Source organism: Streptomyces sp. NPDC048185, from assembly GCF_043202495.1.
GTDB lineage: Bacteria > Actinomycetota > Actinomycetes > Streptomycetales > Streptomycetaceae > Streptomyces.
In genome coordinates this window covers 59129-84833 of record NZ_JBIDAN010000011.1, presented here as the reverse complement: position 1 = coordinate 84833, position 25705 = coordinate 59129, and the positions used below count along the sequence as shown (strand labels likewise).

General features: G+C 68.5%; 25 protein-coding genes. 18 read left to right on the top strand and 7 right to left on the bottom strand.

Annotated elements, in window-relative coordinates; genetic code table 11:
- Positions 1–6 precede the first annotated feature (6 nt).
- From ACGF3H_RS27975 to ACGF3H_RS27930, 10 genes are all read left to right on the top strand, one after another.
- Positions 7–849 (top strand): winged helix-turn-helix transcriptional regulator, encoded by an 843-nt coding sequence (locus tag ACGF3H_RS27975; protein WP_006143148.1) that lies wholly within the window; start codon positions 7–9, stop codon positions 847–849.
- Positions 846–1349 carry a regulator gene (locus ACGF3H_RS27970; RefSeq protein WP_362491116.1) on the top strand — a complete coding sequence of 168 codons (504 nt, stop codon included), beginning with the start codon at positions 846–848 and terminating at the stop codon, positions 1347–1349. Before ACGF3H_RS27975 ends, ACGF3H_RS27970 begins: the two co-directional genes overlap by 4 nt.
- Positions 1346–2581, top strand: a complete 1236-nt coding sequence (locus tag ACGF3H_RS27965) for an MFS transporter (protein ID WP_362491113.1) — start codon at positions 1346–1348, stop codon at positions 2579–2581. Before ACGF3H_RS27970 ends, ACGF3H_RS27965 begins: the two co-directional genes overlap by 4 nt.
- A 31-nt stretch (positions 2582–2612) precedes the next feature.
- Positions 2613–2915: a hypothetical protein gene (locus ACGF3H_RS27960; RefSeq protein ID WP_040896681.1), complete on the top strand. Its 303-nt coding sequence runs from the start codon at positions 2613–2615 to the stop codon at positions 2913–2915.
- A gap of 213 nt (positions 2916–3128) precedes the next feature.
- Positions 3129–4355, top strand: a complete 1227-nt coding sequence (locus ACGF3H_RS27955) for an ATP-grasp domain-containing protein (RefSeq protein WP_362491357.1) — start codon at positions 3129–3131, stop codon at positions 4353–4355.
- The gene (locus ACGF3H_RS27950; RefSeq protein WP_362491110.1) at positions 4352–5497 is read left to right on the top strand and encodes an MFS transporter; all 1146 of its coding nucleotides are present in this window, start codon (positions 4352–4354) and stop codon (positions 5495–5497) included. Before ACGF3H_RS27955 ends, ACGF3H_RS27950 begins: the two co-directional genes overlap by 4 nt.
- Positions 5494–6114, top strand: a complete 621-nt coding sequence (locus ACGF3H_RS27945; protein ID WP_362491107.1) for an HAD family phosphatase — start codon at positions 5494–5496, stop codon at positions 6112–6114. Before ACGF3H_RS27950 ends, ACGF3H_RS27945 begins: the two co-directional genes overlap by 4 nt.
- A 31-nt stretch (positions 6115–6145) precedes the next feature.
- Positions 6146–7012 (top strand): DUF317 domain-containing protein, encoded by an 867-nt coding sequence (locus ACGF3H_RS27940; protein ID WP_362491105.1) that lies wholly within the window; start codon positions 6146–6148, stop codon positions 7010–7012.
- A 30-nt stretch (positions 7013–7042) separates the two neighbouring features.
- The gene (locus ACGF3H_RS27935; RefSeq protein ID WP_006143140.1) at positions 7043–7531 is read left to right on the top strand and encodes a hypothetical protein; all 489 of its coding nucleotides are present in this window, start codon (positions 7043–7045) and stop codon (positions 7529–7531) included.
- A gap of 53 nt (positions 7532–7584) precedes the next feature.
- Positions 7585–8625: a SpaA isopeptide-forming pilin-related protein gene (locus ACGF3H_RS27930; RefSeq protein WP_362491101.1), complete on the top strand. Its 1041-nt coding sequence runs from the start codon at positions 7585–7587 to the stop codon at positions 8623–8625.
- Between the two features lie 636 nt (positions 8626–9261).
- On the opposite strand, the gene ACGF3H_RS27925 is transcribed toward ACGF3H_RS27930, so the two are convergent.
- Positions 9262–10785, bottom strand: coding sequence for a gamma-glutamyltransferase (locus tag ACGF3H_RS27925; RefSeq protein WP_362491098.1), 1524 nt, complete (start codon positions 10783–10785; stop codon positions 9262–9264).
- A gap of 145 nt (positions 10786–10930) precedes the next feature.
- Positions 10931–13501, bottom strand: coding sequence for a GIY-YIG nuclease family protein (locus tag ACGF3H_RS27920; protein ID WP_362491095.1), 2571 nt, complete (start codon positions 13499–13501; stop codon positions 10931–10933).
- Positions 13502–13991: 490 nt separating this feature from the next.
- Here ACGF3H_RS27920 and ACGF3H_RS27915 point away from each other — a divergent pair, with 490 nt between their 5' ends.
- The 4 genes from ACGF3H_RS27915 (at position 13992) to ACGF3H_RS27900 (ending at position 16465) form a co-directional block, all read left to right on the top strand.
- Entirely contained in the window at positions 13992–14345 is a 354-nt protein-coding gene (locus ACGF3H_RS27915) for a DUF317 domain-containing protein (protein WP_093724906.1), read from the top strand.
- A gap of 98 nt (positions 14346–14443) precedes the next feature.
- Positions 14444–14734: a hypothetical protein gene (locus ACGF3H_RS27910; protein WP_362491092.1), complete on the top strand. Its 291-nt coding sequence runs from the start codon at positions 14444–14446 to the stop codon at positions 14732–14734.
- Between the two features lie 16 nt (positions 14735–14750).
- Positions 14751–15572, top strand: coding sequence for a DUF317 domain-containing protein (locus ACGF3H_RS27905; protein ID WP_362491089.1), 822 nt, complete (start codon positions 14751–14753; stop codon positions 15570–15572).
- Positions 15573–15997: 425 nt separating this feature from the next.
- Positions 15998–16465 (top strand): NUDIX hydrolase, encoded by a 468-nt coding sequence (locus tag ACGF3H_RS27900; protein WP_061915903.1) that lies wholly within the window; start codon positions 15998–16000, stop codon positions 16463–16465.
- 10 nt (positions 16466–16475) lie between these two features.
- On the opposite strand, the gene ACGF3H_RS27895 is transcribed toward ACGF3H_RS27900, so the two are convergent.
- The gene (locus ACGF3H_RS27895) at positions 16476–17045 is read right to left on the bottom strand and encodes an HD domain-containing protein (protein WP_392828466.1); all 570 of its coding nucleotides are present in this window, start codon (positions 17043–17045) and stop codon (positions 16476–16478) included.
- A 418-nt stretch (positions 17046–17463) separates the two neighbouring features.
- Here ACGF3H_RS27895 and serS point away from each other — a divergent pair, with 418 nt between their 5' ends.
- Positions 17464–18750: a serine--tRNA ligase gene (gene serS / locus ACGF3H_RS27890; RefSeq protein WP_362491082.1), complete on the top strand. Its 1287-nt coding sequence runs from the start codon at positions 17464–17466 to the stop codon at positions 18748–18750.
- Positions 18751–18794: 44 nt separating this feature from the next.
- Here serS and ACGF3H_RS27885 read toward each other — a convergent pair whose 3' ends face one another.
- The gene (locus tag ACGF3H_RS27885; protein ID WP_362491079.1) at positions 18795–19778 is read right to left on the bottom strand and encodes a hypothetical protein; all 984 of its coding nucleotides are present in this window, start codon (positions 19776–19778) and stop codon (positions 18795–18797) included.
- Between the two features lie 521 nt (positions 19779–20299).
- Here ACGF3H_RS27885 and aspS point away from each other — a divergent pair.
- Both aspS and ACGF3H_RS27875 read left to right on the top strand, forming a co-directional pair.
- Entirely contained in the window at positions 20300–21622 is a 1323-nt protein-coding gene (gene aspS / locus ACGF3H_RS27880) for an aspartate--tRNA(Asn) ligase (protein WP_362491077.1), read from the top strand.
- A 128-nt stretch (positions 21623–21750) separates the two neighbouring features.
- Entirely contained in the window at positions 21751–22320 is a 570-nt protein-coding gene (locus ACGF3H_RS27875) for a nucleotidyltransferase domain-containing protein (protein WP_234519199.1), read from the top strand.
- A 241-nt stretch (positions 22321–22561) separates the two neighbouring features.
- Here the strand turns inward: ACGF3H_RS27875 and ACGF3H_RS27870 are convergent, their stop codons facing one another.
- A complete protein-coding gene (locus ACGF3H_RS27870; RefSeq protein WP_040896670.1) occupies positions 22562–22975 on the bottom strand; it encodes an NUDIX hydrolase in 414 nt (137 codons plus the stop codon).
- A 155-nt stretch (positions 22976–23130) separates the two neighbouring features.
- Complete coding sequence (locus tag ACGF3H_RS27865; RefSeq protein WP_362491074.1) at positions 23131–24381, bottom strand: hypothetical protein; 1251 nt, start codon at positions 24379–24381, stop codon at positions 23131–23133.
- 296 nt (positions 24382–24677) lie between these two features.
- Here ACGF3H_RS27865 and ACGF3H_RS27860 point away from each other — a divergent pair, with 296 nt between their 5' ends.
- Positions 24678–25532, top strand: a complete 855-nt coding sequence (locus ACGF3H_RS27860) for a hypothetical protein (protein ID WP_362491071.1) — start codon at positions 24678–24680, stop codon at positions 25530–25532.
- Here ACGF3H_RS27860 and ACGF3H_RS27855 read toward each other — a convergent pair.
- Positions 25523–25654 (bottom strand): hypothetical protein, encoded by a 132-nt coding sequence (locus tag ACGF3H_RS27855; RefSeq protein ID WP_362491069.1) that lies wholly within the window; start codon positions 25652–25654, stop codon positions 25523–25525. The genes ACGF3H_RS27860 and ACGF3H_RS27855 overlap by 10 nt on opposite strands.
- Positions 25655–25705: the final 51 nt, after the last annotated feature.

Below are 25705 nucleotides of genomic sequence, written 5' to 3'. Positions count from 1 at the left end.
CCTCCCTTGGCCATCACCGCTCTGCCCCCTGACACCGACGCCGACATCGCCCGGGTCACCGAGGCCCTCGCCATGATCACCCCACGCTGGAACGTGAGGATCCTCCTGGCCCTCTCCGGCCCGCCGCTGCGCTACAGCGAGCTGGCGGCCAAGGTGTCCTGGCTGCAGAACGGCCAACTCCACCCCAAGCTCAAGTCTCTGTGCGACGCCGGACTCGTCGAACGCACCGAACACACCGCACGGCACGTGAGCTACCGCCACACCGAACGTGGCGCGGCCCTGCTGCCGGTCCTGCCGGTGATCGTCACCTGGGCCGAGGAACACCTGGAGAAGGCGGACGGTCCGCTGCCCGCGATCGAGCAGATCGAGGACGGCCTCACCCTGCTTACCCGGCGCCACGCCGCCGCCATCCTGTGGGTGCTCAAGTCCCGACAGGAGGTCAGCGGCCGGGCTCTGGCCCGGATCGTGATGCCCAGCAGCGACTGGACCAACATTTATCCGCCGCTGCGGCAGCTCGTCGCCGACGGCCTGGTCGACACCGACGGCATCGGCCAGCCCTACCGGCTGTCCGCAGCCGGCGACGGCCTTGGCCCCGTGCTCGGCGCCCTGTCCGCCTGGTCCGCCGGGCAGAGCCTCGACCAGGCGGCCCAACACCCGGTCTGGGGACACCCGCAGGCGAAGCCCGCGCCGAGGCCGTGGCTCAGCAGCCAGCCACGGCCGACCCCCGCGGCGCTCCCACCCGCTCGCACGACCGCATCCTCTCCGGCGTGGCACCACCGCGATCTCTTCTCGCACGCTACGACCGCCCGCCCGAAGGCAGCCATCCCGGCGGGAGGCCCGCGCCGATGAGCACCCCCTTCACCCCTGCCGAAGTACGCCACGCCGTCGAACTTCTCGCCTCGCGCTCCTTGATCCGCCTGGTCACCGAGATCGACGACAACGGCGCCATACCGCCGCGACGGCTGGCCGGCACCCTGCCCGACCTCTCCACGCACCAACTGCGAAGCGCCTCCGACACGGCCCGCGCCCACGGCCTCGTCCGGATCGCACCCGGCTCCGGTCTCGAACTTACCGAGGCAGGAGCGGTGTTGGCCGACCTGTACGACGCGATGGCTCGCTGGGCCCGGCGTCACGCCGTCCCGGCCCCCGTCTGCGAGTTCAGCCGCCGTATCCGGCACGTCCTCGACCTGTTGGCACCGTCGCTCTCCACCGAGCGCGCCCACGCTCTCTCTCCGCAGACCGGCGACGGTGCCGAGGCGGGGCTGGCCCGTCCCCGCACCCTCCTGATCCAGTGGCTGGCCGACAACCCCCAGGTGGCCAGGGTGCCCGAGCCTGAGCCGGTCGCGTGAGCGCAGCGGTCACACCGCGGCACGCACGCCACACCGGCGGGCTGATGCGCAGCATCTACCTGCCGCGCACGGCGGACGCGTTGGCGTTCGCGATGTCCACCTACGGCATCCCGCTGCTTGTCCTAGCCACGACGCGATCCGCTGCGCTGACGGGCGCCGCCTTCGCCCTGGAGTGGATTCCGCGGCTGGCTGCGTTCGGGTGGGCCGGCTCGGTCGTTGACCGGCGCGGTGCCTCGGTGGTCTTCCACCTTGCCTCCCTGGGGAGGGCGCTGGCCCTCGCCGCTGGCGCGGTCCTGCTCCACCTCCACCCGTCCGGCACCGTGGCGGGCGCGACCGTGATGGTGCTGGCGGCGACGACCGGCGTGCTCACCGAGTTCAGCTATATCGCGGCCGAGACCGCGGGCGCCGCCGCCGGACGGCGAGCAGGACGGCGGGCCCACCGTGTCCAGGCCGTCCTGCTTGGCATCGACCAGACCGCAACCATGGCCGGGCCGGCGTTCGCCGCAGTGCTCCTGCTCGCCGGGCCGCCGCCGATGCTCGCAATGATCAGCGTGCTCTCGCTGCTGGCTGCCATGCTCGCCCTGCGCACCCCGCCCTCGCCCGTGGCACCGGCCCGCGCGCCGAAGGGGCAGTCCGGCGCCGGACTGCTCACCGGGTGGCGCACCATCCGCTCGCTGCCCGCGCTCGGCTGGCTCGTGACCGGGCTGACCCTGTCCAACCTGGCCACCGGCCTTCTCCAAGCGGCCGGCCCCGTGATCGTTGTCAAGCACTTCGGGCAGTCGACCACCGCCGTCGGCCTCGTCTGGTCCGCCGCTGCCGCAGCGACGCTCCTCAGCGTCACATTCTGCCGGTTTGCGATCGACCGCCTCGGTCTGTGGCCGGTCGGCGCCGCCTGCGCCGCCCTCGCCTCACTCGGCTGTTTCGCCGCCGCCCAGGCCCCCGACTACCGGTCCTACCTCGTCCTAGTCGCGGTCCTCATGGCGGGCGAAGGAGGCATGACGGTCGTCCTGCGCACCCTGCGCTCCCGCCTGATCCCTCCGGAGAAGTTCGGCAGCACCCTGTCGGCGACCATCCTCATCCTCCTGCTGCCCTTCCCCGTCGCCGGCGTACTCACCGCGCTCGCCCCGCCCGACGCACTGGGACACGTCATCACCGCATGCGCCGCCCTGCAGGCCATCGGCCTGTTCTGCTCCTTCGCCCGCCTTCGCACCGATCCCGTCCTGCGCACCTGACCCTGCTGCGTCCTCAGCCTGTGGAGAATTCATGTCTATCGCCGCCCTCGGATCGCACCGCGCGACCGGTCGCACCATCACCGAGCAGTTCCACGCCTTCGACGCCCACAACCCGAACGTCTACCGGGCCCTGGAACGCATGGCCGCCCGCCGTCTGGCCTCCGGCGCCACACGCGTCGGTGTGAAGGACCTCTTCGAGGACCTGCGCCGCCAACTCCCGTACGGGGTCGCCGGGCTGAACAACAACTTCACCGCCCTCTACGCCCGTCGGCTGATCAGCGAAAACCCGCACTGGGCTGCGGCGTTCGAGTTGCGCCGCCGTCGTGCCGACTGACAGCTCCCGGTTTCCTCCCGCCTAAGCATCCTCGGCCGGCACCGACTTCGCCGCTCTGCTCCGCCGGCCCCGCTCGCGGCGGCTGCTCGCCGGACACTCAGCGGCCCTGCGCCGCCGAGGGCCGCCGCCCACATATCCCTGCCCCCTCTTTAGATTCTGAGGAGCCTGTTCTTGCCCGACCGTCCTGTCGTCCTGGTCGTCGCCGCATCCGACATGGAGGCCGAGGCGTACCGCGGGTACTGCCTTCAGTCCGTGGCCGCCGTCTACGACGTCGTCCTGATCACCGGCGAAGAGCCCTCGTGGGAGACGCCGTACCTGCGGGACTGCGTGGTCGTGTCCGATCCGACCGACCAGGCGGCGCTGTCCGCCGCCGGCCAGGACCTGGCCGACCGCTACGACCTTGCCGGCGTGTTCACGTGGACCGAGTGGTACCTCGTCCCGGTCGCCCGCCTCGCCCGCCAGCTCGGCCTGCCCACCACTGCCCCGGAAGCCATGCAGGCATGCCGCAACAAAGCCACCTCCCGTACGTTGTTCGCCCGGCACGGGGTTCCGTCGGCAGCCTCGGTGAGCGTGCGCACGCGTGCCGAGGCCCAGGTGGCGGCCGAGCGGATCGGCTACCCGGTCGTGCTGAAGCCCGCCGCGCACGCGGCCAGCATCGGGGTGATCCGCGCCGACACCCCCGAACAGCTCACCGCCGCCTTCGCGTTCGCCGACCAGGCGGCCGGGCTGGGACTCGAGTCCACCAGCGTGCTGGTGGAGGAGTATCTCGACGGACCCGAGGTGTCGGCCGAGTGTGTCACCTACGGCGGTGAGACCACCGTGGTGGCCGTCACCCGCAAGACGGTCAGCGCCCCGCCGTATTTCGAGGAACTGGCCCACTCGGTCGACGCCGCCGACCCACTGCTCGACGTGGTCGCACCGGCGGCACGCGCCGCGATCCACGCCCTGGGAATCACCGACGGCGTCTCCCATGTCGAGATGCGGCTGGTCGACGGCCGGCCGCGGCTGGTCGAGGTCAACGGCCGGATCGCCGGTGACATGATCGGCCATCTCGTCCAGCTCGCCACCGGCATCGACCTGCCGCGCACCGCCGCCGACATCGCCTGCGGCCGTGCCCCCGACCTCACCCCGACCCGGTCCTCGGCCGCCGCGATGCAGCTGCTCTACCCTGACACCTCCGGCACCTTGCTCCGCCTCGGATTCGACGGCGTCAGCCCGCGCTGGTTGGAACGCGTGCACTTCCAGCACCAGGTCGGCGACCAGCTGCTCCTCCCGGCCGACGGCGGCAACATGTTCACCGCCCGTATCGGCTACCTGATCACCACCGCGCCCACCGCGGACCTCGCACAGGCCCGCGCCAAGCAGGCTGTGCGCCATCTGCAGGTCGCCCTGGTGCCGCACACGGCCGACGAGCCTGCTGCGGGTGGCCGCCCCGCATGACCCGCGCCGACGCTTCCGTGCGCCGCAGCCGTGTCCTGCTGACCAGCTACTTCCTCGGCCTGGGCGTGGTGATGGCGGTCTGGGGCGCCCGGATGCCGGCCGTCCAGCACGCCGCTCACCTCACCACCGCCGGCCTGTCGCTCGTCCTGCTCGCCGCCGCTGTCGGCATGGTTGCCGGACTGCAGGCCGGCGGCCGACTCGCCCGGCCCGACCGACTTCCCCTGCTCCTGATTGGCGGAGCTGTCGCACTGGGAGCGGCTCTCGCCGTGCTGGGGCAGTGCCGGACGCTGACCTCGCTACTCGCGGCGGCTGTCACCTTCGGTGCCGCGCACGGTGTCCTGGACGTCGCCGCCAATACCGCGGCGGTTCGCTGCCAGAACGCCGCCAGCCGGCCGGTCATGTCCTCCCTGCACGCCGCGTACTCGATCGGTGCCCTGGGCGGTGCCGCCCTGGCCGCTGCCACTGCGCGCACAGCCCACAGCGCCTTGTTTATGGCCACCGGCCTCGCGCTGACCGCGACCGTGCTCGTGGCCGGGCCGCGCACCCTCGCGCTGAGCGGCGCCGACCAGCCCAAGCTGCCGGAGCCCCGGGGGGCCGGTCAGGGCCGGGCGGGAGGTGTGTGGCTGTTGGGTGCGCTGGCGGCTGCGAGCCTGCTGGGGGAGGGGGCGGCGGCCGACTGGGCCGCAGTGCACCTGCACACGCTGCACGCCACAACCGCCCTCAGCGCGACAGCGTTTGCCCTCTACAGCATGGGCATGGCGATCGGCCGGCTCACCGGCGACTGGCTCACGACCCGCTTCGGCGCTCCTGCCGTGGTCCGCACCGGCGCTGCGCTCGCCGCCGGCGGACTGACCACCGGCGTCCTGGTCGGCAGCGTGCTTGCGGCGCTGGCCGGCTGGGCGGTCTTCGGGCTCGGCCTGTCCAGCACCGTCCCCTCCCTGATCACCGCCGCCGGCAGACACGGCCCGAGGGCCGTCGCCACGGTCTCCGTCACCGGCTACCTCGGCCTCCTCGCCGGCCCCGCCGTCATCGGCGCCCTCGCCAGCGCCACCACCTTGCCCACGGCCCTGCTGCTGCCCGCCCTCCTCGCAGCCGCTCTCGCCGCCCTCACCCGCCGAGCCCTGGAGAACACCGCCCCTTGACCCGCCCCACCGGCCCCGACGCCGTCATCCTTGACTACAACGGCGTCCTCGGCCTGCAGCCCACCCGCGCCCAGTGGCTACGGCTGGCCCGTACCGCTTCCTGGCCCGAAGACGATCTCGCAGCATTCCAGCGCGTCTTCTGGAACGCCCGCGACCTCTACGACGCCGGCCAGCTCAGCGACCTGGCGTACTGGGCCCGCGTCCTCGGCTTCCATCCGGGCCCCCGCCTGTTGCGCGAACTCCTCGCCGCAGACACCGACATGTGGACCGCGACCGACGAGTGCGTCCTGTCCGTCCTGCGCCGCGCCCATGCCACCGGACTGCCGATGGTGCTGTTGTCCAACGCACCCGCCCACCTCAGTACGGTGCTGGACACCCACGACTGGCGCCGAATGATGACCCAGGCGCTCTACTCGGCCCGCCTGCAGCTGTGCAAGCCCGACCCGGCTATCTACCAGCAGGCGCTGGCGGCCACCGGGGTCGGTGATCCACGACGTGTCCTGTTCGTGGACGACCGCCCCGACAACTGCCAGGCCGCCGCCCGCTTGGGCCTTCGCACGCTGCACTACACCGGCTCGACCGACGCCCTACGAGCAGCTTTGCTGCCCGCTGACTGACTCATCCGCCCACGCCGCCAATCAGGAACCCGTGTCCCTCCACGACGACCCTCACACGCCTGACGGAGACGTCTTCGTCTCACCGCGCCATCTCGCCAGCAGCACCAACACCGGCGACCCCGCCCTCACCCCGCTCATCGACCATGGCTGGGACGTCCAGCACGACGACCTCGGCAACGTGTACGTCAACGCTCCCGACCGGCGCATGCGCCTGGGCTACCTGCCCGAAGGCGAGGACGACGGGCTCTGGCGCATCAACGCCTACAAGGACCACTTTGGCCCGCCGACATGGGGCGTCTGTTTCAACGACCGCGTCCCCACCGAGTTCGTCCAGGCGTTCACCACCGCCCTCGCCACCGCCTACGAACAGGGGCCGGACGCCTACCTCGCCAGACCGGTCTCGGGAACCGACGAGCACGATCCCTTCCTCGCCGTCGTGCCTCTCCTGCAACAAGGCTGGGAGATCGACCGTCCCCGCTGGGGCGTGTTCGCCGTCCAGGCCCCGGACGGCCTCGCCGGTCTGGAGTTCACCACCGGGGACCTCGATCCGGAAGCCGAGCTGACCACCCGTGACGCTCGCTGGCAGCTGTGGGCGGGAAGATCCATCGACCGGCCCGTCTGGTACGCGACGGCCAGCACCGACACCCCCGTCGCCCTGCTCACCGCAGTCACCCAGTGCGTCGCCGATCCGGCTCCGCTTCCCCGGTGGCGCCAGGACACCCTCAGCTACATCGAGGGCATGGCCCAGCTCACCCCCATCATCCCACCGCAGCCGCAGGCCCCAACTCCGCTCGACGTGCAGCGGGCTGCCTCTCGCCGGCCGGCCGCGCTGCCGGCTGCGAGTGTCCCTCGGTGGAGCACCAACAGCCGACCGGCCCTGCCCGGCCCGCGCCGATAGCGCCGGCCCGTCCCCGACCGGAGATCCCCCTTGTCCCTGCACGCCGCCGAGTTCTTCGCCGAACTGTGCCTCCCCTTCCACGACCACGCCGTCGTGGGCGCCACTTACTTCGCCGCCCCGGTCCCGGGCGCACCGCTGCGGCTGCGGATCGACTTCACCGCCACCATCCACGCGGACACCTACGGCGGACTTCGTGTGGCGGTCATCCACCCGGACCGCGGTGAAATCGACGTGGTCGCCCTCAGCTTCCTCGATCACGGCACCTTCCACCGCCGCGACGAAGCCCACAACACCCGGCCGAACACCAAGCAATACGGCACGTTCAGCACCAACCGCCGCCCCGGTCGGCCACCCTGGGAGGGAGCCGTCACCACCGGGCTGCGCGACGCCATCGAGCAGTACACCACCGTCTGGTTCCCCGGCGCCTGGGCCGCGACCACGCCAAGCCCCGCGGCGAGCCGCGCAGCGCACCGGGCGCCCGCCCCGCCAGCCACCCGCAGCCAAGCCCGCACCCGCTGAATCCCCGTGCGGTGACCGACCTTCCACCAACCGATCAAGGAGCCCCCTTCCTCGTGCACGCTCGTTTCGTCCGTGGCGCCGTCCGATCCGCCGCAGCCGTCGCCGCAGTGACCGGCACCCTCACCTGGGCGCCGGCCGCGAACGCCCAACCCTCCGAACCGACCCCCTCCGCGTCGGCCACCGTTGCCGACACACCGGCCCCGGACGCGGGCAGCGTCGAGATCACCACCAGGGACACGGCCGGCGATGGGCTCCCCGGCGCCGCGTTCCTGCTGCTCAACTCAGCTGGCCAGGAGGCCGGACACGGGACAACCGACGCGCAGGGCAAGCTGACCTTCCCCGACCTCGCCCCGGGCATCTACCGACTCAAGGAGACCGCCTCCAACAGCCCGCTCCACGAGGTTGTCGCCGACCAGGACGTCATCATCACGCCTGGCGCCACCACGCGACTGACGATCACCGACCCATTTAAGGCCGCCAAGGTTCTCCTGCAGGCCAAGGACGACAAGACCGGCAAGCTCCTGCCCGGCGCAACGGTGAACATCGGCACCGGCACATCGACGCTGCTCACCCTGACGACCGGGGACAAGGGCACGGCCTCAGGGGAGCTGCCGGTGTCGAGCCGGAACATGGAGTTCTGGGTCAAGCAGGTCAAGGCACCCGCCGGATACGACCGCTACAAGCCGTCCAAGACATTCACCGCGGGCCCCGGCGCTCCGGTAACGGTGACCGTTTCCAACACCAAAACCGCCACCAGCCCGAAGCCCCACCCCTCGGACAAGCCTACGTCCAAGCCCACCGGCACCCCGACTCCTGCGGACACGCCGGGCGACGGGACCGGCGGGGTCAAGCCCTCAGCGCCGGACACCGGCACAGCGGATGCTGACTCCTCGTCCACCGCAGCCACGGCCCCGGACGGCGACTCCTCGCCGCCGACCCCGGCAGGCTCCCTCGCCCACACCGGTGCCGACGCCACGCCTTGGATCGCCGCAGGCGCGGGGATCCTCGTCATCGCGGGCGTCGTCACCCTGGTCGCCGTCCGCCGTCGTACGACGACCGAGTCCGAGCCCGACGACAACAGCAAGACCAACTAGCCGAACATCAACCACCGCCGCAGGCCCCCGAGAAGCGAATCCGGGGGCCTGCTGGCGTCTATCGACGCCGAACCGCACCGTTCAGAGCATCATCGAGGACCTGGAACAAGTCGGCTACCTCACACGGGAGCGAGACGGGCGGCGCACGCGATACTTCCTTCGCCCGGATGGGAGGCGGCGCCATCCGGAGGAGGCCCCATCTGCGCCTCGCGACGCTGCGGGAGTTGTGTGTCCGCCAGGACCAACAGGGTGCAGCCGGCGGTTCCGTAGACTGCCGTTCCGCCACGCAGTCGTGATCCACCCTGGACACTGAGGGGCGGGCGCGCGAGCACCTGAGCATCACGCACGCTGACGCTCAGTCGGCGCTCACGGACGCACATTCGGTAGGGAACTTCCCGCCACACCAGCGGCCCGTGATGCCCTTGACGCTGCGGACCGCCCTTGGGGGTGCCGATGAGGACCAGCGGCCGGTGATCAGTTCCCGCCTCCGACTGTCGGCCGCGCCCCAAGATCAGCGAATCGTCTCTGTGCGTTCGGTGCTCCAACCGCCAGGCGCCAGCTGCCGCCTGTCATGCCGGCAAGGGGAGCTGCTCCTTGGCGCACCCCCGAACGCTTGGTATCGGCTGATGTGGAGATTTAGGCGCGGGCCGGGGGCAGGTCGTAGCGGCTGACCGCCAGGTAGGTCTCTGGTGTCGCCGCTTCGAGGAGGCTCTCGTCGCCTTCCAGGTCGAGTGCCGGCTCCTGGGATCGGCGCAGCAGGCTGCTCCAGTCGCTCGTCGCACCCCGCTCGTAGGCGTCGCGGAGCAGGAGGCGCAGCCGGGGGCGGGCTTCCTCCTGCTGCTCGCGGAAGATCCGCCGCTGGGTGAGCCGCTGTTCTTCCTGGGCTTCGTCGCTGAGCTCTTGGTCACCGCTCGGCTCGTCCTCGGCGCGCAGTCCTGGAGTGCGCCGGGCGATGGCGAGGTCTTCCTCATGGAGGCGCTCGCAGGCGGCGAAGAGCTTCCGGGACATGCCGAGGTGCACTTCGGTTCCGGGGATGCGGCAGGTGAGGAAGTCGTCGAGCCCTATGGAGCGGATACCGGCGCGCAAGGTGTGCTGCTCGGCTTGGAGCGCTGCTCCGCGGGCATCGGCCCGCATGGCGAGGGTGAGGCCGTCGTGCTCCAGGGGCGTGGTGAGTCCGGTGCGCCGACGGCGAGAAGTGCGGTCTGCGGGCACGGGCACGGTGCGCAGTTGCGAGACGGGAGCGGAGCGCAAGGCGAGGTAGGTGAGCATCTGGGCGCGGGCCGCGCCGATGAGCGCGTCGTCGCTGTCGCCGAGGCGGTCTTCCAGGTTGCCCGCGCCCGCCGCCTCCTCGTCGATGCCAGACCCATCAGGGCTGAGGGGCGGCTGGCCAGGGTGTAGGTCGTGGTCGATGGTGAGGAAGAGATCGTCACCGGGACGTACGGACGCTCCGACCAGGACGGTGCGGTGCGCATACGCGCCGAGGATCTTGCTGCCGGCCGCCAGCTGCGCCCACCCTTTGCGGAGCGTGCCCAGGCCGACGTCGCCACCCTTGGCCTCGATCAGCCAGTACCTCTCCTCTGCCTCGTGGCGCCCCCACAGGTCGGGCAGCTTCTTCTTCGGGTCCTTGAACGTGTCGTACAGAGCGGGGATGGGCCCGCCGAGTTCGAGGTGCTCGGTCTGGCCGAGGCCCAGCAACGAACGGCAGGCCCACTCGGTCATCGTCATGCCCAGCCGGTAGCCGGCGGCGTTCTTCGCGCTGCGCTCGGTGCCGTGCGCGTACACCGGGTTCCAGGTCAGGCGCTGGCCCTTGGCCCCAGGCACAGGGTGACGGGGCTCGACGACGTGCGCGCCAAGGTAGGCGTACAGCGGAGAGACCCGAGCGACCAGTTCCCCGTGTGCGTAGCGCGGCTGGTTCTGCAGGTGCGGGGTGACGTCGCGGCCGACTTCGGTGGCAGCCTTGATGATCTCCCGCCACGTGGTGGTCGGGGCGTACCAGCCGTCGGCCGCCGGGAACCCGTCCGATCCCGCCCACGCCTTGTGCTTGGCCGTCCGCCACTGCCGCCGAGGCTTCTTCGCGGGTCCGTTTCGGAACAGGACTGGTATGTCGAAGCTGTCGGGGTAGGTCAGCGGCGGCTCGTCGGGGATGTGCGCGGGGATCATGCGGTTCACTCTGGCATGTGCTCAGACCGCTCCCGGAGCCGGGTATCGAGCCGTCTACGGAGCCGCGGCGCAATCGATCCGGCTGGTAATTCAGTCCTGGCGCCGGACATGGACACGTCGAGCTGGCCCCCATACCGCACGGTACTCAGGGTCGGTCCCGGCGCACGTCGTTTCGCCGTCGTTCGAGTTGAGGGAGCCAGTGCTCGGGCGGCTGCGGATCCGTGGCTGCTACCGCCCAGCCGTCCTCTTCTTGAGGGTTCCGGGGAGCCCAGGTGCGCGGTGGGCGCAGTGCGAGGACATCCTTGACGAGTGCCCCCATAGCATCAGGAAGGTCCCGGTCAGGATCGTTCAGCAGGAGAGGAATACCCAGCGGGCCCCGTCGGGGGGCTGATGTCCGGTAGGTGACCTGGCAGGACGCGTTCGCTTCAAAGACGACGCCGCGGGCGTCGGTCGGCCCCTCCTCGTCCGAGAACCAGATCAGCCGGTCGCCGGCTACCAGGCGCTCCCTGCCATGGAGCATGCCGTTCCGCACGGTTCCGTCTCTGTCGAGAAAGGGAACGGGGTCCTCGTAAGCGCCGGGATCGTTGTCGCTGATTCCGGCCACGTGCCCGGGGTCATGCGTGGAGTGGATCTCCAGGAGGTCGCCGTCCGCGTGGGCCATCCAGATGTCGAGAACCTCAGCGGACGAGCTGAGCAGATGGGGGTACGCGGTGAGCACGAACAACTGCCCTGCCCTCAGTGGCAGGACGACTCGGTCATTCGCGGGCAGGCGATGAAGCGCAGGGATCGGCTCCCAGCTGTTGATACCGGTTACCTCCCTCTGGCACCGGCGGATCGCCTCGATGGCCGTGTCAAGGGAGACGCGGAAAAACTCCTTGCTTGCGTTAACGCGTTGGGCGGTGAGGAGGCGGTGGACAGCCTGTTCGACGTCTTTGGGCCGGGATGTGTGGGCCCTGAAGAGCACGTCGAAGGGGAAGGGGACCGATGTGCCCGACAGGTTCTTGGCTCGGTCCTCCGCGAGCAGGTCTGTGTAGCCGATCTTGAGCATGTCCGGGAAGGCAGGGTTCCGCTGGACGTACACGAACCCAGTGGTCCGAGGAGGGGGCAGAGGAGTCCCGTTGCCCGTCTTCCGTGAGCTGCCGGTTTTCTGGTGCCTCTTGGTGCCCCTGGAGAATCCGGAGAGCGTGACTGGCGGGTCGGACGACAGTACTTCGATCCCACCTTCGAGGTTGTGACGGGATGAGACGGTGATGCGGCGTCCCGAGGAGAAGTGCTCCACCTCAGCGCGGGACAGACAGCGCAACGCTTCTTCGAGCGGTTCGATCCCCTCATGTTCGTCGTAGTCGCGGTTACGGAAGTCTGGCAGGGATCGGGCCAGTGCATTGGTGGCGGCTTCCGTGATCAGACTGGCGAGCTCCGGACCGATGTGTGCGTACACAGTGCCTAGGTGGGTGGACTCGATTTCGTCGTACTCGTTGTGTGCTTGGGCATAGAGGTCGATAGGGACGCCGGCACGCTTCGCGATGAGGAGCAGCTCGCAGGCGTGGCCTGGGTTGTCCAGGTCGAAGACGAAGTGGGCGTGCATGCCCGGGGACTCCGTCCTGGGCTTACGGCAGATGAGTAGAAGGCGGTTCCGATGTTCGGGATCCCGCTCGAAACCGAGGGGCAGCACCCCCTCTGTGAATGCGGCGAGGGCAGCCTCCGCCTCTGCTGCGGTTCGGACGATGATGTTCCACCAGGGCAGAGGGCCGAAGGTGCCGTGTACCGCTTCGGCATCAGGAACACAGGAACTGCCTGGGTACGACTGCCGGAAGTCGAGGGAGTGGTTCAGGAAGGTCTGAATGCAGGCGTCCTGGAAGCGCTCCTGATGGGTGCGCGCCCGCAGCATGTCGCGCTCTGTGTCGCTCAGGCAGCCGATCGCCTCGCCGAGCATCTCTAGCTGCTCGTTGACCAGTTTCAAGGCTCGGGCGATCACTGGCCGCAGAGCGTGATTCTTCCGGAGCTGTCGACTTACCTCTCGAAGGTGCTCCTTGGCCGCGGTGCAGTAGGCCACATCTGCGCCCAACTTCCATAGGTGCCTGGCCTCGTCGGCGGGAAACTGCGCCAGCCACAGGCGATGAGCGTCGTTGCCCTTCCTGATCAAGGCAACTGAGGCGGGATGCCGCACATGAGCGTCGCGTTCCGCTTCCAGCCTGGACCAGATGGTGTCGGAGTACGCATCAAGAGATATGACTGAGAGAGGCACCAGAGCCTCTCCGGTGCGAGCCTCCACGCCCCAGTGCCGGGCCAGTTCCCTGGCCACTTGGGCGGCGGTTGCCGCGCGGGACGACCGACGTGACCAGTGGTCCAGGAGGAGGGCATACGTGCTCTCTGGATCCGCAGCGCGCAGTCCGAGGCCGAACAGCAGGACGGAACCGACAAGGCCGTCGCGCTCCACGTGCCGGCGGACATGCTCGACCAGGCTGGTGAGTTGATCCGTGTCAGGCTTGGGATCGGCGAAGACCGGGTGCTTTGCCAGCAGTCCCGTGATGTGCGCGGTGGACCGGCCATGCGCGTCCAAGACGGCGATCCGCAGGATCAGGAGGGCACGCAATAGATCCAGATCACTCGGGTTACCGACGATCCGCGCCGGATCCAGCAACGGGTGGTGGCGACCGACAGAGGTGGCAATCCCCGCGCAGATCTTCTGGATCCACTGCTCGCGCAGGTCGGTCAAGCCAGTAGCGGAAGGCACAGCTTTAATCCCCCTGTTAGACAAGGACGGTAATGGAACCCTCTCCGACATCCGCACCGGAGACCGTCCTCGTGAAAGCTCTGCCGGCGCGTGCTGTCGGCGACCTGTGGGACATGCAGGCGCCTGGCAGACGCCATGCCCATCAGCCCTGATGGCCTGGAGGGCCACGGCCAGGCAGCTCATCATCCTGGGCTGTCGCATCTGCGGAGTGTAGGAGGTGCCGCTGACAAGAGACCCGCATCGCGACGTTCCCGCTGACTTCCTCGGGCCCGTGGCGGTGTGGGAAGCCCCCACGACTTGGTTCGCTGTCAAGCGCCTGGATCAGATGCCAGGGCGACTGGCTTCACTGTCCAAGGACGACAGTTCGCCGGGGGCAGACAGGAAAGATCACAGAAAGACTGGCCAACCTGCGCGGGAGCATGTCAACGTAGACGACCTTGCAAGAAACCCCAGGTCAGAGAGGTGATTGTCTGTGACCGTGGCTTCCGTCGGCCCCGGTTTCTCCACCACCGTCGAAGCCCTGCGGCTGCGCGAGTGGCAGCTGGGCCCTGGCCAGCCCACGCTCGTCATGGACCAGTTCTGCGCCGAGGACTTCAACCTCATCGTGGACGACCGTGCGGACGTGCACGTCAGCTCCAAGGACGGCCGGTTCTACCTCGGCTGGTTCCCGCTCGGTCGTCCCGGCACCGACGGCGAGGGATGGAAGATCGCCGTCACCGGAACCGCCAAGGTACCCGGCTACCAGCTGTCGTTCGACACCGAGACGCCGGCCGACATCGTCGCTGCCGCCGTGGCGCGCGTGCTGGAAACCTCACGTCGCGTATGACAGTGCAGGCGCCCACGCGTAGTCCTCGCCGGGAGGGTGGTCGGCTGACGCCGGCTGATTCCATCGCTCACCGTTTTCCTCACCCAAGGAGGCCGTTCATGACGTCCATGGAGATGACCGTCGGCGATCTCATCGACCTGCTGTCCGGTTGCGACCGCAGTGCTCCGGTCCGCCAGGCCATGAATCCGTTCTTTCCGATGGCACACCGTTTGGCGCAGGTCGTGCAGTCCGTGGACGAGACCGGCCAGACCGTCGTCTACCTCGCCGAAGGCCGGGACGAGGGCTCACAGCTCGGCCACCTGCCGCCCGAGGTCGCCGTCGCCCTGACCTGGCAGGGCGACGTCCAGGCACCCCCGCGCCGCCCCCGCCGCCGTGCCGGCGGCAACTAGACCCGCACCGAGCCCCTTGGAGGCGCCCCTGTACCCCGAATGTCCGCCCGACCCGTCCACTCCACGTGGCGGCCAGCCCGCGTTCTGGGTCGGCCCCCGGCATCTGGCCGGTGACGATGGGCGCCTCTACGACGCCGTCGCCGACACGCTCGCCGGCCTGGGCTGGACGAGCCTGACGATCGTCCGCGGACGGCACGAGCCGGACGAGGCACCCCAGGACCGCCAGGTCCTGCGCAGCACCGTCCTGCACATCAGCCCCGACGCCCTGCGCTGGGCCCAGTGGAGCCTGGCGGACGAACCGTTCCACCTGGGTGACCTGCCGATCGCCTGGCAGATCTCCGCCCGCGCGGACACGAGCAGCCCGCTCGCCCAGTGGTCGGCCTACTTCACCCCGGAGGTCCCCGGCGAGGCCGTAGCCGACTTCCTCGTCGCGCTCGACGCTCGCGACGAGCCCGCCCTGCCGCTTGCCGGACCCGAGCTGGTCCTGGACGCCGTCGCCGCACACGGATGGCTCCGCGACATCGACCAGCCCCAGGCGGCAGCGACAGACCCGACGTTCACCTCGCACCTCAGCCTCGGCGAGGTGCCGCCTCTCATCCAGGACGGCGACCCGCGCGCCCTGATCACCGAGGACGACGAGGCGGGGCTGGCCGGGTGGCAAGCGTGGGCCGAGCCCGCGCTCGGCGCACCGTGCCTGTGGGCGGCTTCCTTCTCCGCCAGCGTCCCGCACGACCTTGTGGCCGCCTTCGCCGCCTCCCTCAGCTCGACGGCACCGGTCCTGCGGCGGGTGCTGCCGGCGAGCACGCGGGACCGGCTCCTGCGCGCCCCGGCTGGCTGAACGCCGGTGTCCGTCCTTCATTCGACGCATGAAGCCCGGCCTCCCCGATTTCGGGAAGGGCGGGCTTCATGCTGCTGTGTTTGCCGGTGCGCTGAGGGGTTCGGACCGTGACGGCAGTATGTGACGACAGCGGCGACAGAACCCGTAATCACCACCAGCAGTGCCATCTTGCCTGCCCAGACGATGCGTTCCACGATCTCGCCCCGATTGTCAGACCGGAGTGCCATCGTTCGTCCATGTTCACCCTTACGACGACCACCTCATGGTCAACCCGCACATCTGGGGCCAGCCGGCCAGCGCCAACCCGCTACTCCAGCTCCGCAACATAGACGGCGGGGAGTGGTTCCAGCGGTACGGCGACAGCTTCGAGGCCGTGTGGGCATCTGCGCGCCCCTGGGCGCCCGACAGACAGGAGTAGCACTGCCGTGGGCAGGACCGAGTACTACCACGACCCCAAGGCCCCCAAGGCCAACACCCTTATCCCCGCCAGCAACCTGCTTGTGGTCAACGACGAAGGCGCCATCCTTCTCCAGCGGCGCCGCGACACCGGCCAGTGGGCCCTGCCCGGAGGAGCCCAGGACATCGGCGAGAGCCCGGCGCAGTGTGCCGTCCGTGAGTGCGAGGAGGAGACCGGCATCGTCGCGGAGGTCACCGGCTTCCTCGGCGTCTACTCCAACCCGGAGCACATCATCGAGTACACCGACGGTGAGATCCGGCAGCAGTACGAGGCCGTATACATCGGCCGCCCCGTAGGGGGCAAGCCCACCGTCAATGAGGAGGCCGACGGCGTGCGCTGGGTTCACCCGGACGACCTGGACAAGCTCGACATCCACCCGAGCATGCACGAGCAGATTGGCCACTACCTGACCGGGGCTTACCCCTACCTCGGCTGACCGCTCGGACTTACAGCTCTACGCCGGCCTCGACCGCTGCCGCCCGCACCCGATCCACACTCGCGTGGATGTGCGGGGCGGCCCGGCGGATGAAACGCCCGACCACGCTGTCCTCGCCGTAGCGGCCCAAGATCTCCTGCAGCCGCTCATGGGGCGTCGTCCGTCGGCCGTCCGGCGTCGTGGTCATGTCGCAGTAGACCAGCGCGTCCACGAGGAGCGGATCATCCAGGAGGGGGAACTCGTCGGCCAGATCAGTCCGGAGGCCACGCTCCTCGGCTTCGAGCAGCGCATACGAGTGGTTCGCGACCAGGCGGACAACCCGTCCCTCCGCCGCGTGCACGTCACGGAGGTACCGTGCTCCGTCCAGCGGATGGAATCCGGTAGAGGCGAGCGGGGGCGCGTAGCCGATGTCATGCAGCACGGCAGCGGCTTCCAGCACCTCGGCGCTGTTACCGGCCAGCGGCGCCAGCGTCTGGGCGCAAGCGGCAACGCCCTGCGAGTGTGCCCACCTGCGCGGGAGGCTGCTACTCAGCAGCTCACCAGCCAGTTCGTACGCCCAGTCAACCTTGGTCGTTGCCACCTGGGGAGGATATGGCAGCGACGGCGAGGACGTCTTGGGCATCCGCGGCCGTGGGCAAAGGGGAAGCCTGGACGCTGCGGGAGCCGCTAAGCGTTTCTCGATTGCGGACCCGATCGCCGCGTACTTATTCTTCCGGGCAACGCGTTGACGGAGACGAGTAGCCAGGGATCACGCGAGCCGAGAGAGCTGCTGGCAGCTGGGAAGGCAGCCTCGCGCCCCAGGGTGAATCCCCTCCCGAGTGCGGGGAGGAACGGCCTCAGGGGAGGTCCAATGCCCCGCCGGTTGATCCCCGTGACCGGGTCTGAATGAGGCCACCATCTGCTGGTGGCGAAGGCGCGGTGGCACCGCGAGTTGCCCCTTCTCGCCCGCGCTCCCAAGGGATCACGTCATGATGACTGATCGAATGGAGCACGGCAGGATGATCGATGTCACCCTGATTCGCCAGAACCCAGTCCGTGTCCAGCAGGCGCTAGCCAAGCGGGCGGTCCACGTCGACCTCGACGAGTTTCTTCGACTGGACGACGACTACCGACAGGTGCGGGCTGAGATGGAACGCCTCCGTGGGGAGCGCAAGAGGATCTCGGGCGAGATCGCGAAACGGCAGCGGGTTGGGGAGGGCGTGGCAAGTCTGCACGGTGAAGCATCGGCCGTGGGCGAGCAGCTGACTGCCGTGGAGGCGCGGCTCATCGAACTGGAGCAGGCGCGTCAGGTCTTCCTTGATCCGCTGCCGAACCTACCCGACGCGGACGTGCTGGCCGGAGGCAAGGAGAACAACGAGGTCATTCGTGAAGCCGGCCAGCGTCCGGAGTTCGGTTTCACGCCCAGGGACCATGTGGAGCTCGCTCGGACTCTGGGCTTGGTCGACTTTGAGCGGGGCACGAAGCTCGGCGGCAGCGGCTTCTGGATCTACCGGGGCGACGGCGCGCTCCTGGAGTGGGCGCTGCTGAACCACTTCCTGGAGGCCCATGTGCGGGACGGTTACGAGTTCGTGCTGCCGCCGCACATCCTGACCTTCGCGGCCGGGTACACGGCGGGCCAGTTCCCCAAGTTTGCGGACGAGGTCTTCGCCTTGGAGCAGGGGGAGCACGGTCCGGAGCGGTTCCTGCTACCGACCGCGGAGACAGCGTTGGTCAATCTGCACCGGGACGAGACGCTGCCCGAGTCGGAGCTGCCTCGGAAGTACGTCGCGTACACGCCGTGCTACCGCAAGGAGGCCGGCGGCTATCGCACGGCTGAGCGGGGGACCCTGCGCGGTCACCAGTTCAACAAGGTCGAGCTGTTCCAGTTCACCCACCCGGACGCCTCGGACGCCGCACACCAGGAGCTTCTCGGCAGAGCGGAGGACTTGGTAAAGGGACTGGGCCTGCACTATCGGATCACGCGACTCGCGGCCGGGGACACCAGCGCAGCGATGGCCAAGACGTACGACGTCGAGGTGTGGCTGCCGAGCATCGAGGCGTACGTCGAGGTCAGCTCGGTGTCGAATGCCCGCGATTACCAGGCGAGGCGTGGCAACATCCGTTACCGGCCCCAACAGGGGAAGTCGACGTTCGTCCACACGCTGAACGGCTCAGGTCTGGCCACGAGCAGGCTTGTGCCCGCGCTGCTGGAGCAGCACCAGCGGGCCGACGGCACGGTGGAGGTACCCGACGTGTTGCGCAAGTGGATCCCGAGCGGCGTCCTGACAGCACCGCCCTCGGCCTGAGCTGAGCGGGCCGTCTGTAGAACACTGAACGGGTGGGCCCCAGGTCAGAGTACCCAACCACGCCGGTTGGCCAGCCATCGCAGTGTGACCTCTCCGCACCACGTCTGGTGCTGGCGAAGATGCGGTGACCAGTCTGCTGCGGGCTGTCCGCCGGAGGTGAGGAAGAAACCGGAGAGAGCGGCGAGCGCCGCATCGAGTTGTTCGTCGGCGACTCCGCGGGCGGTGGGGTGCTGGGTGAACAGGGCGGTGGCGTCGTGTCCGTCGGCGTAGGCGGTGGCCAGGAGCAGGACGAGGTCGAACCAGCTCGCACCCAGGCAGGGCCAGTTCCAGTCGCAGATCCACGCGGCGCCGTACGCATCGATCAGCACGTTGTCCTGTCGTAGGTCGTGGTGGAGGACGGCATTGCCTGCGACGGCCTCCCGCCATCCGCTTTCCAGGCTGGCCAGCACGTCCAGTAGGTCGAGTGGTACCCAGGAAGGCAGGGCGTTCGTGGACGTGGCGCCTCGGGCGACGTTGCGCCAGTCGGCGAAGTCACCGCCGTCACCCACCGGCTTGAGGCCCACATGCTGGAGTGCCGTGGGTGGGGTGGAGAGTGCCTCTGCTGTGATCCTGTACGCGTCGAGAGTGGCCGTGAGCTCATCAGACTTCCACGGTGTGGTGGGCATGCGGCCACCGGGGACAGCGTCGATGCCGAGAACGACCCATCCGTCGTGCTCCTCAATCCACTGCAGGCGTGGCGCGGGAATCTCTGCCGGGAGCGCCTGGTTGATCAACGCTTCCCTGCGGTAGGAGTCGGCGACCACGCTGTTGTCCAGGCTCTTGACCGCCTTGACGAACAGAGGTCCGAAGGCCCCGCGCAGTACAGCGGCGAAGCCGCTGGTAAATCCGCTCCCTGCGCTGCGCCCGGCCTGTACTGAGCCTCCGAGGCGTCGGGTGATGAGCTGGCGAACGTCTTGTGGGAGGTCCTTCCAGTCTGGGCGTACCGCTGTGGCGTTGTACTGAAGGCGCGAGGTGATGATGTCGGGCATTCCGTCAGGATGGGGGAGCTGTGTTTCCCGGCGCCACGGAAATTGTCACGCGGATCCGTGTCCGTCCATTCGCTGACTGAGCCCCGTAGGCTGCGCCCCGGGTAGCGTCATCATCAGTGCGACTACACCTCCTCCTTCCTGGCGCCGTTGATCGTCAGGTGGCCGCACCTGCTTCCGAACCTGCCCACTGGCACGATCACGACCTAGCAGAAATCTCGCTGTCGTCTCGAGGCCCTGGCTCGCTATCCTCCGTCACAACGCGATGACGGAGACGAGTAGCCCGGGATCACGCGAGCCGAGAGAGCTGCTGGCAGCTGGGAAGGCAGCCTCGCGCCCCGGGGTGAAGACCCTCCTGAGTGCGGGGAGGAACGGCCATGTGGTCCCATGCCCCGCCGGCTGGCCCCGTTACCGGCCACGAATGAGGCCGCCACTGTCGAGTGGTGGTGAAGGCGTGGTGGAACCGCGAGTCCCCTTCTCGCCCGCGCCCCCAAGGGATCACCATGACGCCCTGGAGGGCTGCGATGATCCATACGACCGATCGTGTACTGGTATCTGACCTGCACGAGCACTTGGGTCGAACCGTTTCCGTGTCGGGCTGGGCGCACACTCTGCGCCTGCTGAGTAAGGTCCAGTTCGTCGTCGTACGCGACCACACGGGCATGGTGCAGGTCACCCACCGGCGCGGCGGCGCAGGCGACGACATCGAGGCCGCCCTGCAGCAGCTCACGCCGGAGTCCGCGGTGCGGATCACCGGCCGCGTCGTCGAGAACCCGATCGTGAAGCTCCACAGCCTGGAGATCATCCCGGAGCGGGTCGAGATCCTGAACCGGGCCGCGACACCGCTGCCCATCGACGAGCACACCAGCCTGGAGCACCGCCTGGACTGGCGGTTCCTGGACGTACGCCGCCGTCCCGCCGCTCAGCTGATGTTCGCCGTGCAGACCACCCTGGAGCAGGGGATGCGCGAGTACGCCTATGCCCAGGGCGCCACGGAAATGCACACCCCCAAGCTCATGGGCACCGCCTCGGAGTCCGGAGCGGAGGTCTTCGAGCTCGGCTACTTCGGCCGCAGCGCCTATCTCGCACAGTCGCCGCAGTTCTACAAGCAGATGGCGATCTCGGCCGGAATCGAGAAGGTCTTCGAGATCGGCCCCGTCTTCCGTGCAGAGCCGTCGTTCACCTCCCGGCACGCCACCGAGTTCACCGGCGTCGACGTCGAGCTGGCCTGGATTGACGGCGTCGAGGACGTTATGGCGTTCGAGGAGCAGATGCTCGCCCACGCCATCACTAAGGTCGCCGACGCCCACGGCGATGCGGTCCGGGAGCAGTTCGGTGTGGAGATCACCGTTCCCACGACGCCCTTCCCCCGCATCACCATGGCCGAGGCGCATGACATCCTGCGCAAGGGCGGCTGGGACTCGGAAGGAACCAAGGAGGACCTGGACCCGGAGGGCGAGCGGAGCATCAGCGCCCACATCCAGCAGGCCACCGGCCACGAGTTCGTGTTCATCACCCACTACCCCGTGGGCATCCGGCCCTTCTACCACATGCGGCCGGCCGACGACCCGAGCGTGACCCTGAGCTTCGACCTGCTCTGGAAGGGGCTGGAGGTCACCACCGGCGCCCAGCGTGAGCACCGCTACGACGTGTTGCTGAAGCAGGCCGTGGAGAAGGGCATGAGTCCGGAGCCGATGCAGGACTACCTGAACGCGTTCCGGTACGGGTGCCCGCCGCACGGCGGGCTGGGCATGGGCCTTGGCCGCGTGCTCATGGTCTTGCTGGGACTGGAGTCGATCCGCGAGGCCACCTTCCTCTTCCGCGGGCCGAACCGGCTCACCCCATAGCTGGCCTCTGTGTATGGCTGGCCTACGTCGGATTTCCCTTCCGGGGCCTCGTTCACTGAGAGCATGGACAGGTGAGTACTGAGGGAGTGGGGCGCTGGGTGCCGGCTCGTCCCGAAGATCTAGCTGTCATGTTCGCTGCGGCCGACTTCCCGTGGTGGATCGCTGGCGGGTACGCGATCGAACTCGCCGTCGGCCGTGAGCTACGCCCGCACGGCGATCTCGATGTCCTCGTCCTCCGACGGGACCAAGCTCGCGTGCGCGATCTCTTGACCGACTGGGACCTGTACGTGGCGGACCCACCTGGCATGGGGCGGCTGCGCCCGTGGCGTTCTGGGGAGACTCTTCAGCCGCCCCTCCACGACATCTGGTGCCGACGCACGCCTGAGGCACCCTGGTCCGTGCAGCTCATGCTGGACGAGGCGGAGGGCACCCATTGGGTCTCCCGGCGTACCCCACGGATCCGGCTTCCGATCGAGCGGTTGGGACGAAGAAGCGGGACTGGTATCCCCTACCTGGCGCCCGAGGTGCAGCTCTACTACAAGGCGAAGGCGACACGGGAGAAGGATGAGACAGACTTCGAAGCGGTACTGCCGCTGCTCGGCGAACCTCAACGCATTTGGTTGGCGAACGCCATCGCAGTAACCGTGCCGGACCACCCATGGCGGCAGCGTCTTACGCCACCGGACGCACACAAATGAGGCGTCGGCCGCCGAGCGCGGTCCGTGGGTGACACGAAGGTGGTACGAGAGTTATACAACCTGAAGCCCTGGCACTCCATGAGTGAACACTTGGTCGACGAGGCAATGGCGAAGCCACGCTAACCAACCGCAGGCAGATCAGGCCGATTTCAGTGTCCACGACCAGTTCCTTAGCTCGTCGGGAGGGCGGTCTGATTACCCGAAGCTGCCTCGTCCTCCGTCCGCGGCACGCACCGAGGTGTTACCGGCTCAGTGCGGCGTCGAGATATACCTGCACCGCGTCGAAGAGGCCGTATGGCACGTACGCGGGAATCTGGGCATGCCGGACCCATGCCACCTCAGCCAGTTCATCGTCGTCCGCCACGTAAGGAGCGCCGGACTCTACGACACAGGCCACGTAGGTCATCTTCCGGCCAGTCTTGGGGTGAACCCGTTCTCCGAGGACCTTGAGAGCGGTCACCTCCATGCCGACCTCTTCGCTCGTCTCTCGCACGGCTGCTTGTTCAGGGGTCTCCGTCCCCTCGATCTCGCCCGCCGGGAACTGCCAAGACAGTTGACCTTCCGCGACCCGGCGGCGAACCATGAGCACGGCGCCGTCCTGTACCACGATCGCGGCTGCGATGCCCGGTCGCTCTTGTGCCGTTTGCTCGGTCATACGTCTTCCTCCAGTGCTGCCAGCATCGGCGGGTAGATCGTGTCAACGGACATGAAGCGGCCCTGTAGGTTCTCAGATCCCGTGTCATTTTCTCAGTCGCGCTGTCATGTGACTGGCCGAACTGACACGGGATTGAGAATCGCTGGCCACTGCCGTCACTCGTTTGAGGACTCCGTTGCCAGCGGGATACCGCACAGCGGGCAGCCGTTTGCGTGGTCGTCCTGACAGACGTAGCCGATGGCGCCATCCACGCACCATTCGGCGGCCTCCTCGGACAGCAGGTCGGGCCCGGCAAAGAGCAGCCGACGAAATTCCGTGGTGTCCGCAATGTCGGCCGGCCGGTTGGTGAACCACTCGTCGAACCAAGGCTTGTCCCGGTGTATGCGCCAGTGCGCATTCTCCCGGTCGTCGACAGCCGTAAGGAACCGATCGACGATGCGCCCCCAACTCGGTGCTCCGAACCAGCCGTTGTCGAACGCGCACAAGGATTCGACCAGGGTTCGCAGACCGAACTCCTTCTCGCTAAGGCAGTACCTTCGCCCCCATGAGATCGCGACCTGTGCCATCTCCGCGAGTTCTACGCGCGGATCATCCTCGTGTGCCGGGTCGTCAGGGTTGTGGCAGGCCAGCCCGAGCTCGAGCACAGACTGCCCGGTCGGTAGAACCCGGGACGGGTTGACGATCGCGAGACCGAGACCGATCCAGTCGACATGGTCGAACGACAGCATCGAGCGCACGAGTCGGGTGGTTGCCGCGTTGATCCGCATCATTGTGCCGTCGTGCAGCGGACTCTCCCCGGCATGCCAGTTCTCGACGGGTGTGTTGCGCCACACGGCGAGCGTGATGCGGGTGGCAGCGAGCCACAGCAGGGCGTCGTCGTCGAGGTGCCCGAACCGCTTGGCGCACTCCTGGGCGCCGTAGGTGATCAACTCTTCCGGTTTCGGCCACCTGTGGCTGTCGGGCCCTTCAGGCCCTTCAGGCGCGTACTCGTAGTCATCGGCGTACTCGTCGAGGATCGCGCTCAACTCGGCTGCGCTGTAAGCCTCGCTGTACTCGGAGCTGTCCGTCTCCTCGACGGTGTACATGTCGTGGTCCCAGGAGACGTACACGTCGCCCCAGAGCACGACGTCATCGCACTCGCTGGCGTTGTCCGTCACAACCGGCCTGATGGTGATCGGGGCAGTACGCCCGTCGGTTCGCTCGCCGTCCTTCTCGGCAGCCCATGCAGTGATGACCCCGAGCGGCTTCGGAAGGAGAGGACCGACCTCGGTGATGCTGAACGGCTCGTCGTCGTCATCGGTGTCGAACCGGCTGTTGACGAACGCGACCGCCTCGGAGGGCGAGCTGACGATGGACTGGGTACCACTCTCGTTGTCAACCACTCGCCACAACGCGCTGTTCTTCACGATGCTCTCCGATCGCGGTGAGTGCACCCGGGGCGGGTGCGATGCGCCGGGTCGCTCGGCACTGACTCCAATTATGGGCTGATCAACCCGTCCGTAGTCCCGCAGGCGCTTGTCAGCGACGACGCTCGGGACGTTCGTGTGCAACGAAGGGGCGAATGCCAGGCGCTCCGCCTCTCCCCGCTCGATCAACTGCCGCACAGGATGCCGCACATCACCCACTACATTAATCAACTTACGGGTGCTTTCACCTGACGGCAGATCGCCCCGACCCCACAGCGAGGGCCCAAGGAGTCCAGATGACGCTCTCTTCGCCTGGTGCACGGGCCGTGGACTTGCGTGTTGAGCCGGTTGATGACGTTCTCGAACACGTGGAGCGGTCCCTTCAAATGCAGTTGCTCCGTGACACCGTGGTGTGCAAGCGGCGCTCGGTTGGGGCGCGGACGGACCGTGGAACGTGGGTGAGGGTTGAGCGGCGCAGCTTCGACCGGATCGGAGCACAGGGCTGGAACGGCACCGAGGCCGCAGCGGTCTTGCATGGAGTGTCTATGCCGAAGTGGTACGCGGGGCTGGCGTGGCGCGAGCGGGACGAGCCGGTGATGTGGCGGGCAGACGAAATGGTGCTGGTCACCGCCCCGCCCGTTGGGCAAGCCGCTCTGGTGATCGAGGATCCTCAACTGTCGGACGGCTGGTGGGCGGCACTCAATGCTTCGCTGGACGCACTCGCCGCGCAGCGCACGCACCGCCTAGCCACTCCGGACACAGAGACGGCCACCCAGGAACTGGTGACTGGGACGATCCGAGCAGTCTTCCCCGAAGTAGACGCCACCGTGGATGAGTGGACGCCAGCACATGCGGATCTGACGTGGGCGAACGTGACCGGGCCCGAGTTCTGCATCATCGATTGGGAGGATTGGGGGATGGTGCCGCGCGGACTGGACGCGGCCACCCTCTGGGGGAACTCCCTCGCCGTCCCCGCCCTGGCACAACGAGTGTGGGCGGAGCGTCGGCCAGACCTGGAGAGCAGGTCTGGCCGGCTGATGGCCCTGTTCTTCTGTGCGAAGGTCGTAGGACCGCACGCCCATCCCCAGGATCCCCGCTTGGAGCCCGCCCGGAAGGAGGCGGCGCGGCTCATCGCCGAGCTTCACTCCTGACGGCGGTTGCGCAGGAGGCTGCGGTAGCGGCGGACGGCCTCCTCGTCCACCGCGAAGCTCTGGGCGTTGGTCAGCTCTCGCAGGTGGTCGGGGTTGTCCGTGCCGACCGCTACCGCGTTCACGGGCGGGAGGTGGTAGGCGGCCCTGAAGGCAGCCTGCACCGGGGTGGCCTG